The sequence below is a fragment of the Halostagnicola sp. A-GB9-2 genome, assembly GCF_030068615.1.
Lineage (GTDB): Archaea > Halobacteriota > Halobacteria > Halobacteriales > Natrialbaceae > Halostagnicola.
In genome coordinates this window covers 60,437-73,799 of the sequence record NZ_JASJOC010000003.1, presented here as the reverse complement: position 1 = coordinate 73,799, position 13,363 = coordinate 60,437, and the positions used below count along the sequence as shown (strand labels likewise).

The following is a 13,363-nucleotide window of genomic DNA, read 5'->3' as shown; positions in this document are numbered from 1 at the left end:
CCGTGAATCGCCGGGGGTCTAGCCGTTCGAGAATTTTCGATTTTCGGACAATCCTGAGGCACTCGCTTATTCCGGCTGTAGATCGACGAACGTCAGTTCCTCGAGATAAGTATCCCTTACAGAGCGTCTCCGAAGAGCAGACAGTTCCGACTCCTCACAGTTCCGCTACGGGATTTTGGCCGTCCGTACCGAACCGAATCGTATGCCCGACGACCACCGCGACAACGAACCGCTCGAGCGTGAAGACGAGGAAATCGCCGCCGAAATCGCGGGCGACGCGGAATCGCTTCTCGGTGCCCTGCCCCACTACTACCGAGGCGAAGTCGCCCACGCGACGACCGCCCAGGATCGGATCGACCAGACGACGAACTGGGCGATCACGGTTCTGGCGGCCCTCCTTTCGGTCGTCTTCTCGAGTCCGGATATGCCCGCGTACCTGCTTTTGGTCGGCATCGTCATCCTCTCGATTTTCCTCTCGTTCGAAGTTCGACGGTATCGGTTCTACGACGTCTACCGATCTCGAGTGCGCTTTTTCCAGGAAAACGTCTTCGCGAACGCCCTCGATCCGACCGGCGTCGAACATCCCCGGTGGCGCGAAGAATTGGGTGAAGATCTGCGCTCCCCGACGTTCAAAGTCACCGAGATCGAGGCGCTGTCCCGACGCGTACGGCGCATCTACGGGCTCCTGTTCGCGGTGCTCGGCATGGCGTGGGTCGCGAAAGTGACACTGTTCACCCCGGAAGCCCAGTGGACGGAAGCGGCCGAGTTGCCGGGCATTCCGGGAACTGCGGTCGCCGGGTTGCTCGGACTCTTTTATCTCGGTCTCGTCGTGCTCGCGAAGTGGCCGAACGCGCGAAAGGCCAAGGGTGAGATACACGGAACGGAGCCCGGCGAGTGGAAAGAAGAGTGACCGAGAACAGCTCGAGGCGGAACGCAACCGCGTCCGCTACTTGCTGTTCATCGACTCGCTCGCGATGTTCCGGCCGCGCGGTTTCAACGCGACCTCGCGGCGAACACGGACCTCCTCTAAGACATCAAGTTCGATCATCCGCTCGTACATCTCCTCGACGTCGTCAGTGTCGATATCGAGAAATTCCGGCACCTCGAACGGCGAGACGCCCGAGTAAATCGCCATCAGCACCTCCTGTTCCTGACTCGAGAGGTCGATCTGGGAGGCGTTCTTTTCGGCACCCCGGTCGAGAACGGACTTGAGTATCGCGCAGTTCTGCCCGCCGCCCGAGAGGTACGTCTGGACGCTGGTGCCCTCTTCAGTGTGTTCGGCTTCGATAACCGGCCGTTGCTGTCCGCGAACCCCTCGTTCGTCGTTTTCGACGGTGCCGACGTCGTCGACTTCGATCTGGACGAAGTTGCCGTTCTCGACGGCGAAGTTCGCGACGCCCTCATTGATCTTGACGCGGGCTTTCTTCCACGAGGAGTCCTGAACCACTCCGCCTTTCACCGCGGGGTGTTTGACCAGCACGATTTCGCCGTCCAGGATCGCCTTCTGGATCTGCAGTTCGAACGCCTCGACCTCGCCCATCGAGACCAGAAACACGTTCTGGCCGGCGTTGATGCTGATATAGTCCGAGACTTTCGCGATCGTCTGGTTGACGTCGTACCGGCCGCGGATCGACTGGATTTTCCCCAGCGGGATCGTTTGCTTCCCGCTGTTGCTCGCGATCACCAATCGCTTGTTCGAGAGGACGATTCGGCCGTTCGACCAGTCGGTATCGGAGAGCTTCCGGCCCTCCTTGACGACCTGGGTGAACTGGCCCGTCACGTCGGCGAGTTTCGTCTCGGATTTGCTCATGCGAAGTCACCGGTCGGTGCGCCAACACCGCCGAGTTTCGAGAGCGCGGAGAAACCGCGCTTGCGCAGTCGGTCGTTCTCTACTCGATCGACGAATCCAGAAAGCCGTTTGCGCGACGGATCGCCGCCGACCTTTCCGAGGACGAAAAGCGCCTTGACGCGGGTCTCCACGTCGACATGGCCGTTTTCGACGAGATCGAGCAGACGCTTTTCTAACCCGTTTCCGTCGAGCATCGAGAGACTCGTCGCGGCGAACTTCGAGGTCATCGTATCCTCGTCGCCCAGCGTCTCGATCAACGCGTCCTGTGCCTCGCTCCGATGTTCGGTATCCGCAACCCGACCGAGCAACCAGGCCGCGTTCCGGCGCTGGGCGGTCTCCGTGCTCTGCTCTAAGATGTCGACCAACGGTTGGACCGATTCGCTCGCGTTGGCCTGCTCTAACTCGCCGACGATCTTTTCGCGAACCTGATGGCTCGCATCCGCCGGGGCTTCAGAGAGCAACTGCACCAACGAGAACATCGCCGTCCGGCGAACCGTCTCGGAGTCGTCGCGCAACGCCTCCGCGAGGAGTGCGACCGCCTCGACGCTTCCGAGCCGTCCCAGCGCGTCAACGGCGATCCGTCGCAAGGTCTCGTCCTCAGCGTCGGTGACACTCGAGAGCTCGCGGATCGCGTTGTCGGTCCCGATATCCGCGAGCGCGTACGCGGCCTCGACGCGAACGTCGTACTGATCCTCATGGAGGAGCTGTGAGAGCCCGGGAACGCTTTCTGCGGCCCCGATGCGACCGCAGGCTCGAGCGACGCGTTTTCTCACGCTCGCGCTGGGGTCGTTCAACTGGTTGACCAGCGGCCCCACGACGTTGTCCTCGCCGATCCGGCCGAGGCCGGTCGCCGCGGCCATCCGCAGTTCTGGTCGATCGTCGTTCAGGCTCTGTGCGAGCGCCTGGGCCTTTTTCCACTCCGCAACGTCGTCGAGTTTCTGGCCGATAATCTCCCCGATAAGTTGCTCTAGAGCCTCCTGTCCGTACTGGTCGAGGGCGTCGATCGCGGCGGCGCGTACGGCTTGGCTCTCGTCGTCGTTCGCCGCCGCCACCAGCGCGTCGACGATATCCTGTCTCGGAAACCGACTGTCGGCTTCCTCGGATTCGAGACTACCGAGTATCTCCGCCGTTCGGCTCCGTACCTTGGGATTCGAGCTCGTCTCGAGATGCTCGACGAGTTTCTCGAATTCCGCGTTCCGCTCGAGTTCGAATAGCGTCATTGTTGCGTTTTCACCTTCCTCGAGGGGAATGTCCCACCATCCGATGCATGGCCAACTATCTCCCCCACCTGTACTTACTGTTTCCGTTGATTTTCAACGAACTTGGAATGTTAGGATTTCCAATTGAACGGCGAACTGCCCGAACACAGCTCGAAACGTCATTCTGCATCGGTTTCGTTCCCTTCCGAATCTGTCGTCGAATCGCTTCCGTCGTCGAATTCATCTTCGTCAGTAGACCCGTCGTCGGACTCGTCGTCATCTTCGGTTTCGGTACCGTCGCTCGATTCGCCTTCGGTCGGCTCGTCTCCATCGTCGGAAAGGTCGCCGGCGTCGTCTTCCGAGAGATCGCTCTCGTTTAGCGAATCGTCGTCACCGGTTTCACCATCACCGCCGTAATCTCTGGTTTGCATAATCGTCTGGAACAGCGCCTCCCAGGAGATTTCCTCGGCGAGATACTGGTCGGCCCACTCCGTCTGGATTCCCCACCCTTCGGCCTGCCCGTCGAAGCCGCCTCGGATTTCCGTGAACAGGTTCTCGATATCGGAGCCGTGTTCGATGAGGCCGTCGGTGTATACCTGCATGATGATGACGATCTCGTCGTTCGACTCGATCTCCTCCTCGGCAGTCGACTCATAGAAGAGGTGCAAACTGTTGTCGTCCTGGTCGAGATACAGTTCGTCGACGGCGATCCCGTTGTCCTCGAGCCAGTAGTGGAACTCTTCTGGAGTCCCGTCCGGATCGTCACCGGGGTCCGTCGGTTCGACCAATTCCTGGCCGTTACCCTCGAGACCGGGAACGGAACTCAAACAGCCGGCAACCGCTCCCAACGACAGCGTTCCGGCGGTCGCAAGTGCTTCGCGACGGCTGAACGTTCGATCCGATCGAGTCGTGCGTCTCGACTGCATCGTTCGCGTTGTTCGTGACGATCCGGAATCGAACTCCAACTCGCGATCGTCGTCGGCGTCCCTACTGGGAGAGCCGGCTTCCCGTGACATCTATACGTCAGCGTAGTACCAACTACGTGAAAAGCGCGTTGGCCGTCCGAGCCCAACATATCAATTATAATATAATAATCGCCCAGAGAGTATTTCAATACCCCATCCAAACAGTTTGAAACATACGATTGGTGTCGTTTGGATGAAAACGAATCCGCTCTCGCACTCGCTAGTCAGTTCCGATAGGTACCTCTCTTTACAGACGTGTTTCCGATTTCGGACGCACCCGGGTTGGACTGTTTTTACTCGAGGGACTCGCACTATCTTGCCAGCACTAACCGTGCTCTGTGTCGTTCTCTGTGGACTGGTCCTCGGACTGGGGGCTGGCGTGACCGTGGGAGCGGCAGATAGTGACACCGCTGGCGACCTCAAGTCGTGGGGATCACTTTCCGATGGAAACGAGACTCAGACTGAGATAATGCTCGCTGAATCTACCTTCGACGACTCGGATTATGACGATCCCGATATCGTCGTGACGTTTCATGGGAACGTGATACCTGGTGAACAGGCAAGCGCTGAAGAAACACCAGTTGAGCCAACAATAACGGCCGATGGAGAGCCCGTTAGAATTTTTAGCGGAGGGGTGGCAAAGATAGAAAGCGATGTTCCAGTCACTGTCGACGGTGATCCGGTCGAAATATCCAATGACGGGACGACAATGGTAACATCCGGCGAAAACGGTGGCCAGGAACTATTCGTTGGCGACGATGGGACCATCCAGGCCGAAGACGAAAACGGGGATCCTGTGTCAGCCGAAGCTGATGGAACGCTAGTAGAATACGAACACTACGATGAGAGTGAGTTCGTGGTCGAATTCGACGGCACCGATAATATTTCCGAGGGAGAACGGCTCTCGGCCAACATTGAGGTGACGAACGTCGGTTACGATGATACAGAAACTGGGGGGAAACTCTATGGCGTCGATACCGACGGAAGTTACGATAATGTACGGATTGGTGGAGTAGAGATGTTCAACATACCTGGTGGTGAATCAGCCGGCCCTGAAACGTTCGAACGCAACCTCGAGGAGGGAGACCACCAAATAGACGAGCTCCGATTCGATCTCGACAGCGAGCAGTTCACGGAATCGATCAACGTGACCGAGGCCGAAATCGCGATCACGGAGTTCGAGACGAACGAACCGATCGAGGGCGAAGATCTCGTGGTCGAAGCCGAGTTCGAGCGGTTCGGTGAACTGGACCTTGGCTATCGGGAGGCGACGTTCTCGGTCGATGGCGAGGAACAAGAATCGACGGCTCTGAATCTCGTTCCCACCGAAACGACGAGCGAGGAGTTCGTCTACGAGACGAGCAGCGACGACGGCTCGGCACTCGACATCGAAGTCGAAGTTCCAGGGGACTCAAATGTGGAACGAACCGACGTTCCCCTCGTCTCTCAGGAAGAGCACAACGAGAGCATGTCCGCAAACATCACCAACGAGCCGGCAGCCAACCTCTCCGAAGAACTCGAGGTCGAGACGGAAATCGACTACCACGGGGACGTTCCGGACGGCGAAACCGTCGTTCCGACGACGTTCCTCGTCGACGGTTCGGTCGCGAACGAAACGAACGTGACGGTCGAGGACGGCGCGCCGACGGACGTGACGTTCGCGACGGAACTCGACGAGGATACCGTTCCGGTGACGAGCGTAACTGTCGAAACGCCCGGCCGGAGTGACACGGTCGAGTTCGCTCGAGCGGTTACGACCGATGTCAGCGTGAACGATCCGTTCGCGTCGAACGAATCCCTCGAGGCGATAGTCGAGATCGAAAACGACGGCGACACGCCGGAGGTGGTGAACGTCACGGTGTCCGTCGACGATCCGGCCAGTGTGAAATCGGATGGAAGCGAATCCCGGGAACTATCGGTGAACGCATCCGAAACGATCGAGGCGGAATTTACCTTCGAACCGACCGATCACGCCTCCTCCCAGATCGAGGTGACGGCGGAGACGGATGACTCGAGCGAGACGGCGACGACGAATCGTCCAATGTTCAAGATCGAAACCGTCGAACTCGAGGGAGCGGACGACGCCGGATCGGGGCTCACCATGAGCGGAAACGTAACGAACACGGGCGAGATTCCGGACACCCAGACCATCCAGTTCACGCTGGACGGAGAACTGGTCACCGAGAAGAACGTGACGCTCGACCCCGACGAGTCTGAAACGGTCTCGGCCGATATCGACCCGCCCGAAGAAGACGGTGAGTACGGGTTTGGAATGACGGCGAACAACGAAACTGCGACCGCGGGCGAGTCCGCCGAAGGAAGCGCAGAGATCAACGTCTCCGGAACGTCGCTCCTCGATCGACTCTCGTCGTTGGCGCTCCCGCTCTTGCTTCTCGGACTCCTGGTGATCGGCGTTATTGCTCTCAAATACCGGGATGATCCGCAGGCGTTCAAACGCCGCATCGCGACGGCGAAATCGACCGTTCAGAGTACCGTCCAGGGTGTTGTCGGCGGCGGCGGATCGGTCATCGTCGAAAACGGACTGCCGAGGGACTCGACGGTTCGAATACAGGTAAAGGACGCCAACGGCGTCGTCTTTCAGGAGGATCTCCAGCTCGCGGACGGCGAACAGCGGGAGTTCCCGTCGCTCCCCGACGGCGGTCAGTTCGAGGTCGGCGTCGGCGTCGACGATGTCGCCTCGCACTCGGAAGTCTTCCAGGGGCCAATCGACAGCGTGGGAGTCGTGCTCCAACCGGATGGCATTACGATCGCAGAACTCTGATATCGGGACGAACCGGTCCGAAACAGCGCGAGATCCCGAGAAAGCTCACTCGAGGACGATCCGTTCGCGCTCGAAGTATCCCTCGTCGCCGAACTCACCCCTGTCGCTGGACCCATTCTTATCGTCAGATACACTACCATCAATAACTTCGGCGTCAGGAGCTTTGGCGTCGGCTCCGTCGCGCCATCGCCAGGAACCGAGCCGTGTTCGCCGCGTGTCGTCAGCGCTCGAGTCGCCCTCACCGGTCAAGTCGTCATCCCCATTCGACTCCCCGCCGTCGTCACCCGAACCGTCCGCCTCAAGCGAGACGATGAGATACGACCGATCGGGCCAGGTCGCCCACGCCGCGTCCGTCTCGCTCGGCTCGAGCGGGCCGCGCGGGTGGGAGTGATAGAACCCGACGATTTCTTCGCCCCGCGCTTCCAGTTGATCGAAAATCTCGAGCTGTTCCTCGGGATCGAGTCGGTACCGCGTCCGGGTGTTCCGGGCGGCGTTTTCGGCGGGGTAATGGGATCGGACGCGACTCTCGTCGACGCCGAACGACCCGCCCAGAACGCCACAGATTTCGTCCGGCACGCCGGCTCGAGCGGCCGCCACGATTTCCTCGCGGATGTCGGCTGGGAGTTCGATCATTCGTCTCGAAGAAAACCGATTTCGTTCATGAGTAGCGACTCACGCCGGAACTCCCTCGAGGCGCTCGAGCGGCAGTGCAACTGATTCCTCGGGCGATCCCTCGAATGGGTCGGGCGAAATAATCTGGGCGAGCGCCTCGAGCGTGTCGACCAGCCGCGGGCCGGGTCGGTTGAGGTAGTGATTGCCGTCCATCGCCCAGACTTGCCCCGCTTTGACGGCCGAAAGCTCCGCCCACCCCTCGAGAGCCGTCAGATCCTCGAGGTTCGCGGCCGTCTGCTCGAGGTCGAATCCGCAAGGAGCAACGACGATAACCTCGGGATCATACGCGCGGATCTCCTCCCACTCGCGGGGTCTCGAGCGCTCGCCGGGATCGGCCAGTCCGTAGGAGCCCCCGGCCCACTCGACGAGTTCGGCCGTCCAGTGGCCGGCGATCATGACGGGATCGGTCCAGTCGAAGATGGCGACGCGGGGACGCGAACCCGCATCGGCGAGGCCCTCCCGCGTTCGGGATCGAACCGATTCGATTCGGTTCTCGAGGCCATTGACGACCGTACTCGCTCGCCGACCGCGACCCGTTGCCTCGCCGACGCGCTCGATATCGTGCAGAACGTCACCCGCGGTGTGGGGGTCGGTCGTCAGCACCGCCGGCTCGGCGGGGATATGCTCGACGGCTTCCTCGATCACCACCTCGTCGACCGCACAGACGTCGCAGATCCCCTGGGTCAGGACGAGATCGGGGTCGAGTTCCGCGAGCGTCTCGAGGTCGACGTCGTAGACGCCGTCGCCGTCCGCCACCGACTCGAGCACCTGTCGGTCGATCTCGGAACTCGCGGCGTCGACGTCGACGCTCGAGGCCGTAATCGACGGAATGTCCCGTACTGACGGTGGATAATCGCATTCGTGGGAAACCCCGACCGGCTCGAGATCGAGCGCGGAAACGATCTCGGTCGCCGACGGAAGGGTCGTGACGATTCGCATAACTGGCTAGTCGGGCTGGAAGATTAAAAACGGAGTCGCTCGAGGTGGCTTCGGGCGTAATTGGCTACTACCAAACAGCTTCGCTCCTCGAGAGCGATCTACCGCTTGCCGGACTCCTCGTCGGTGTCGAACTCGTTGGCTTCCTCATCGATATCGAATTCGTCGGTCTCGAGTTCGTTACCGTCGACGTCGACGGTGCCGTCTTCGATTTCGATGATAGTTCCGTCCTTCGACGGGTCGTCGCGTCCGAAGACGCGCTTGGCCGCGGCCTCGGTTTCCGCGTTTACCTCCCAGACGAATCGCAGAACGGTCTCGAAGTCGGTGCCGGCGGCGCGCCCGGCGTGGTCGTCCGCGAGTTCGGCGAGACTCTGTGCACCCTCCGGATGGAGATACTGAATGGGGTGGTTGTTCGGAACCTCCTGCAAGTCGACATCGAACGACCACAGGTACGGCAGCAGTTGGACGGCGTAGCCGTGGGGTTTCGGCGCTCGCCGCCCGGCGGCCGTTAGCGCGACCGTCGCAGCCGTGTTCTCGGCGCTTGTGTCGTAGTAGACCCCCTTGAAGCCCGGAATTGGTACTTTCATGGGACGATCCTAGGGGGCTCCGCTCGAGAGTGTATACCCGGCACATCCAACCCCGTTTTAGCGGGGGGAGTACGACGCTCGAAGCGATCGACTCGAGCGAGCGGCTCAAAAGCCGCTGAACTTGTCCCGCCTGAAGAGGTCGATCTCGCTCACGCTCGAGGACTCGCGCGTCGCCGCGAAGGCGATTGCCTCGGCGATCTCCCGCGGCTCGGTCGCCTCGTCGGGATCGAAGCGCTCGGCGAAGGTGTCGCCGTCGGTCGTCTCGAACTCCGAGCGAACTTCGGAGGGATTGACGATCGTGACGCCGATATCGTCGTCACCGACCTGTGCGGCGACGCTTTTGGCGAATCCCCGAACCCACCATTTCGTCGCCGCGTAGACGGGGTTGAACGGACGGGGATACTGCCCCGCGAAGCTCCCGACGAAGATCAGGTGGCCGTCGCGCTCTCGAACGTGGGGGATCGCTGCCCGCGTCGCGTAGAAGACGCCCTCGACGTTGGTCTCCTGCATCGTCTCGAACGCCTCGGTCTCGAGGTCCTCGACGGCGCTCCCGCGAGCGAGACCCGCATTGTTCACCAGCACGTCGATCCCGCCGAAGCGGTCGACGGTCTCCGAGATGAGCGAGTCAACTTGAGACTCCTCTCGGACGTTCGTCGGTGCGACGAGCGTTTCAACGTCGTGGTCGCCCTCGAGTTCGCCCGCCAACTCCTCGAGTCGGTCCTCGCTCCGGGACGCGAGGACGACGTTCGCACCCTCAGCCGCGAGCGCTCGAGCCGTCGCCGCTCCGATTCCCGCGCTCGCTCCGGTGACGATCACCGTCTGTCCCTCGAGTCTGGCGGCCGATCCGTCGATTTCCGTGGACGATTCCTTGGTGTCCGCGGTCGGCTCCTGAGCGTGTCGATCAGGCGTCATGGGTACGCTCTCGAGGGGAAACGAGTTGTACCTTTTCCCGACAAATTCAGCAAAAACGGATGAGCTCGGTGGAGTCTACCTAACTCAACGAAGACAGGTTACTCGAGATCGTACAGCGCGCCGTACTTCGAATCGACGTACTCGAGGAAGTAGTCGGCCGTGAACGACTCGCCCGTCGCTTCCTCGATCAGGTCGGGCGTCGTATAGCGTTTGCCGTGGGCATGGACGTTCTCGCGGAGCCAGCCGTTCAGGTCGTCGAACTCGCCGTCTCGAGTGCGGTCGTCGAGATCTCCCAGCTCGTCCTCCGCGGCCGCGTACAGCTGTGCGGCCAGGACCGAGCCAAGCGAGTAGGTCGGGAAGTAGCCGAACGAGCCGTGGCTCCAGTGGATGTCCTGCAGACAGCCCTCGGCGTCGGTTTCGGGTCGCACGCCGAGGTACTCCTCGTACTTGTCGTTCCAGACCTCGGGAACGTCTTCGACCTCGAGGTCGCCCGAGATGAGCGCGCGCTCGATCTCGAAGCGGATCACGATGTGGAGGTGGTAGGTCAACTCGTCGGCTTCGACCCGAATCAGGTTGTCGTCGTACACCTGATTCGCGGCCTCGTAGGCCTCCCGCGGGGACACCTCCTCGAGTTCGGGGAACCGCTCTCGAGCCGTCGGGAGGAAGTGCTCCCAGAACGGCCGGGAGCGCCCGACGTGGTTCTCCCAGAGACGGGATTGGGATTCGTGGACCGAGAGGTCCCGCGATTCGCCAAGCGGCGTGCCGTACTCCTCGTCGGGCAGGCCGATGGTGTAGTTGGCGTGGCCGAACTCGTGGATGACCGACGTGATCGAGCCAAGCAGGTCCTCCTCGTCGAAGCGGGTCGTAACCCGGGCGTCGAACTGGGTCCCCGAGGAGAACGGATGCGGCGCGGTGTCGAGTCGACCGCGGCTCCAGTCGTAGCCCAGCGCGTCGAGGACGTCACGGGCCAGCGCCTCTTGATCGTCGTCGTCGAACTGCCCGGAGAAGGCGGCGGTCGCGAGGGCAGCATCGCTGTCGTCGATCGCCTCGATCAACGGCACGAGTTCGTCCCGCAATCGCTCGAGGATCTCCTCTGCGGTCTCGAGGTCGAGGTACGGTTCGTACTCCGCGAACAGAACCGCGTATGGGTCCGCGTCGGGATCGATGTGTTCGGCGTACTCACGTTTGAGTTCGACGAGTGTCTCCAGAGTCGGCGCGAACTGCTCGAAGTCGTCTTCCTCGCGGGCCTGGGTCCACGTTGGGTGCGCGTTGGAAGTCGTCTCCGAGATTTCTTCGACGAGCTCCTGTGGGACGCTCATCGCGCGGTCGTGCGTCCGGCGAACCTCGCGGACGACCGCCCGCTGATCCCCGGAGAGTTCGTCGCTCACGGCTTCTAACTCCTCGAGAAGCTGTCCCGTCTCCTCGGCGGTCAGCAGTTCGTGGCTGAGCGAGGACAGCGTTGAGAGCTGTTTCGCCCGCGCCGGCGTCCCCGCTTCGGGCATGATGACTTCCTGATCCCAGCGCAAGATGCCCGCGGCGTTGCCGACGTTCGAAATCCGCTCGACGCGTTCCTCGAGGCGGCCGTAGGCCTCGGCCGCGTCAGTCGTCTGTGTCTGATCCGTTGCCATTAGAATGGGGTACTCGAGCCGGACCCATCAACGTCCGGGTTCCGGAGAGCAAAAAGTGGGATAGCGTTTCGTTCTCAGTCGTCGATCTCGTGCTGGTAGATCGCCAGATAAATCGAGGCGATGGCACAGATGATCCCGCCGGCGAAGACCAGCGAGTACGGCGACTCCTCGGGGGTGAGCCACGTATCGGTGACCGTGAGACCGATGAAGCCGACCGGGAGCAAGACGAAGGCTCCGTTACGCAACGCCATCGCGATCCGCCAGCTCCAGCCTCGAGAACTCGAGGAGTCGCCGGATTCGTCTGCGTCGGTCTCCGTGACATCGTCCGTGTCGGAACCGCCGTTCGTCATTCCCTTGGTTTTCGGCCGATCGGTCCCCGAATCGGGCGTTTCAGTCGGTTCGGAGCCACCCTGTGTCGGTAACTCGCCCCGATCCGCGCGCTCGCGGCGGCGGGTCCGCTCGAGGTCGTTGCCTCCGGAATCCATTAACCGAACTGACAGTCCGGAGGCTCGTAAGTCCACCGCTGGCAGCGTCGCCAGACCCGAAGACCGAACTCTTGTGGGGCGCGTTCGAATCCGGACTCAGATCAACTGTTCCGCAGTTCGTCGGTAGGTCTCGAGACAGCGCTCGAGGACCGAAATCGAGACGCTTTCGGTCTTCGTGTGTGCCTCGCCGGGTTCGGAGGGGCCACAGATCACACACTCCGTGCCGGCCTGGGAGAGCCAGCCCGCATCCGTCGCATGGGGTTTCGTCACGAGTTCCGGAACGCCTGATTGGGACCGGTCCGCGGCTTCGAGGACGACCTCGGCGAATGCGTGATCACCACATTGCATCGGCGGGAGATCCTGGTCGATCGTCCACTCGACGCCCTCGCGGTCCGCGACGGTCTCGAGGGCCGCCCGTTCGCCCGGAACCGTGCGCTCGTCGATCGTGATCGTACACACCTCGGGGACGACGTTCCACGCCGACCCGCCGTCGATTTCGGTGACGACCAAGCTCCCGGCGAGTTGGTCCCCTGCGACCTCGAGGGTTGGGACCTCGAGGTCCCGAATCGCATCGACGGCATCCGCGGCGCGGTATATTGCGTTCTCTCCCGCCTCGGGTTCACTCGCGTGTGCGGCGGCTCCGCGGGCGGTGATCGTACTCGCGCGCCGGCCCTTGTGGGCGACGGCGACATCTGTCACGTCCGGCCCGGAGTAGTTCGTCGACCCTTCGCCGACGACGGCGTAATCGGGGGCGAAGCCGTTTTCGATCGCGTGGCGAGCGCCCGTCCCGCCGACCTCCTCGCCGACGAAACTCGCAAAGACGAGTTCGCCGGGGCGAGCGTCGGCGTCAGCGTGGGCGCTCGAGTTGGAGTCACTGCTCGAATCAGAGTCGGTACTCGAGTCGAAATAGCCGCCCGAGGCCGACCCGAGGTCACAGTCCCGGAACGCGATCGCCGCGGCGGCCACGGCTCCTTTCATGTCCGCGGCTCCGCGGCCGTAGATTCTGCCGTCGCGTTCCTCGACGACGTACTCGCCGTCTGCGACCTGGGACTCGTCCGGAGGGACGACATCGTGGTGGCCGACGAACGCGAGCGATTCGGGCTCGAGGCTATCGGTACCGTCGACCGCACTGCTCGAAAATCGTTCGTCCAGTCCGACACCTCTCCGGCGCTTTCGTGCGATGACGTTCCCCGCCTCGTCTCGGGTCACCGCCGCGTCAGTTTCGGCTCGAAGCCACTCCTCGAGAAAATCACCCGCCGCAGTCTCGTCCTCGTGGCTCGGGATGGAGGCCAGTTTTCGCGTGAGATCGACGACAGTCATACCGAGCGGTTCGGCCTCGAACGTGTTT

Annotated in this window: 11 protein-coding genes and 1 pseudogene; 2 read left to right on the top strand and 10 right to left on the bottom strand. The window is 61.8% G+C overall.

The features are described from left to right. Window positions 1-202: 202 nt before the first annotated feature. Window positions 203-910: a DUF2270 domain-containing protein gene (locus tag QNM96_RS08805; protein ID WP_283835768.1), complete on the top strand. Its 708-nt coding sequence runs from the start codon at window positions 203-205 to the stop codon at window positions 908-910. A 36-nt stretch (window positions 911-946) separates the two neighbouring features. On the opposite strand, the gene QNM96_RS08800 is transcribed toward QNM96_RS08805, so the two are convergent. The 3 genes from QNM96_RS08800 to QNM96_RS08790 form a co-directional block, all read right to left on the bottom strand. Further along, window positions 947-1,810: a CheF family chemotaxis protein gene (locus QNM96_RS08800; RefSeq protein WP_283835767.1), complete on the bottom strand. Its 864-nt coding sequence runs from the start codon at window positions 1,808-1,810 to the stop codon at window positions 947-949. Beyond that, a complete protein-coding gene (locus QNM96_RS08795) occupies window positions 1,807-3,069 on the bottom strand; it encodes a HEAT repeat domain-containing protein (RefSeq protein ID WP_283835766.1) in 1,263 nt (420 codons plus the stop codon). Before QNM96_RS08795 ends, QNM96_RS08800 begins: the two co-directional genes overlap by 4 nt. Window positions 3,070-3,227: 158 nt before the next feature. Continuing rightward, window positions 3,228-4,064 carry a hypothetical protein gene (locus QNM96_RS08790; protein WP_283835765.1) on the bottom strand — a complete coding sequence of 279 codons (837 nt, stop codon included), beginning with the start codon at window positions 4,062-4,064 and terminating at the stop codon, window positions 3,228-3,230. A gap of 265 nt (window positions 4,065-4,329) precedes the next feature. On the opposite strand from QNM96_RS08790, the gene QNM96_RS08785 reads away from it, so the two are divergent. Further along, window positions 4,330-6,795, top strand: a complete 2,466-nt coding sequence (locus QNM96_RS08785) for a hypothetical protein (protein ID WP_283835764.1) — start codon at window positions 4,330-4,332, stop codon at window positions 6,793-6,795. Between the two features lie 297 nt (window positions 6,796-7,092). Here the strand turns inward: QNM96_RS08785 and QNM96_RS08780 are convergent. The 7 genes and pseudogenes from QNM96_RS08780 to QNM96_RS08750 form a co-directional block, all read right to left on the bottom strand. Then, window positions 7,093-7,428 (bottom strand): annotated as a pseudogene (locus tag QNM96_RS08780) (desampylase); the annotation flags it as partial. Between the two features lie 39 nt (window positions 7,429-7,467). Further along, on the bottom strand, window positions 7,468-8,406 hold the full coding sequence (locus tag QNM96_RS08775) for a cobalamin-binding protein (RefSeq protein ID WP_283835763.1): 939 nt from the start codon (window positions 8,404-8,406) through the stop codon (window positions 7,468-7,470). Window positions 8,407-8,504: 98 nt separating this feature from the next. After that, complete coding sequence (locus tag QNM96_RS08770; RefSeq protein WP_283835762.1) at window positions 8,505-8,990, bottom strand: hypothetical protein; 486 nt, start codon at window positions 8,988-8,990, stop codon at window positions 8,505-8,507. A gap of 105 nt (window positions 8,991-9,095) precedes the next feature. Then, window positions 9,096-9,902, bottom strand: a complete 807-nt coding sequence (locus QNM96_RS08765; protein ID WP_283835761.1) for an SDR family oxidoreductase — start codon at window positions 9,900-9,902, stop codon at window positions 9,096-9,098. Between the two features lie 98 nt (window positions 9,903-10,000). Next, window positions 10,001-11,530 carry a carboxypeptidase M32 gene (locus QNM96_RS08760; protein ID WP_283835760.1) on the bottom strand — a complete coding sequence of 510 codons (1,530 nt, stop codon included), beginning with the start codon at window positions 11,528-11,530 and terminating at the stop codon, window positions 10,001-10,003. Window positions 11,531-11,604: 74 nt separating this feature from the next. Further along, entirely contained in the window at window positions 11,605-12,015 is a 411-nt protein-coding gene (locus QNM96_RS08755) for a hypothetical protein (protein WP_283835758.1), read from the bottom strand. A gap of 96 nt (window positions 12,016-12,111) precedes the next feature. Further along, the gene (locus QNM96_RS08750) at window positions 12,112-13,335 is read right to left on the bottom strand and encodes a M20/M25/M40 family metallo-hydrolase (RefSeq protein ID WP_283835757.1); all 1,224 of its coding nucleotides are present in this window, start codon (window positions 13,333-13,335) and stop codon (window positions 12,112-12,114) included. Window positions 13,336-13,363 lie beyond the last annotated feature (28 nt).

What these genes read in the sequence shown, in the direction of transcription:
- QNM96_RS08775 (WP_283835763.1), bottom strand. Translation starts at nt 8,406, where the DNA reads ATGCGAATCGTCACGACCCTTCCGTCGGCGACCGAGATCGTTTCCGCG.
- QNM96_RS08790 (WP_283835765.1), bottom strand. Translation starts at nt 4,064, where the DNA reads ATGTCACGGGAAGCCGGCTCTCCCAGTAGGGACGCCGACGACGATCGC.
- QNM96_RS08805 (WP_283835768.1), top strand. Translation starts at nt 203, where the DNA reads ATGCCCGACGACCACCGCGACAACGAACCGCTCGAGCGTGAAGACGAG.
- QNM96_RS08800 (WP_283835767.1), bottom strand. Translation starts at nt 1,810, where the DNA reads ATGAGCAAATCCGAGACGAAACTCGCCGACGTGACGGGCCAGTTCACC.
- QNM96_RS08765 (WP_283835761.1), bottom strand. Translation starts at nt 9,902, where the DNA reads ATGACGCCTGATCGACACGCTCAGGAGCCGACCGCGGACACCAAGGAA.
- QNM96_RS08770 (WP_283835762.1), bottom strand. Translation starts at nt 8,990, where the DNA reads ATGAAAGTACCAATTCCGGGCTTCAAGGGGGTCTACTACGACACAAGC.
- QNM96_RS08750 (WP_283835757.1), bottom strand. Translation starts at nt 13,335, where the DNA reads ATGACTGTCGTCGATCTCACGCGAAAACTGGCCTCCATCCCGAGCCAC.
- QNM96_RS08795 (WP_283835766.1), bottom strand. Translation starts at nt 3,069, where the DNA reads ATGACGCTATTCGAACTCGAGCGGAACGCGGAATTCGAGAAACTCGTC.
- QNM96_RS08755 (WP_283835758.1), bottom strand. Translation starts at nt 12,015, where the DNA reads ATGGATTCCGGAGGCAACGACCTCGAGCGGACCCGCCGCCGCGAGCGC.
- QNM96_RS08760 (WP_283835760.1), bottom strand. Translation starts at nt 11,530, where the DNA reads ATGGCAACGGATCAGACACAGACGACTGACGCGGCCGAGGCCTACGGC.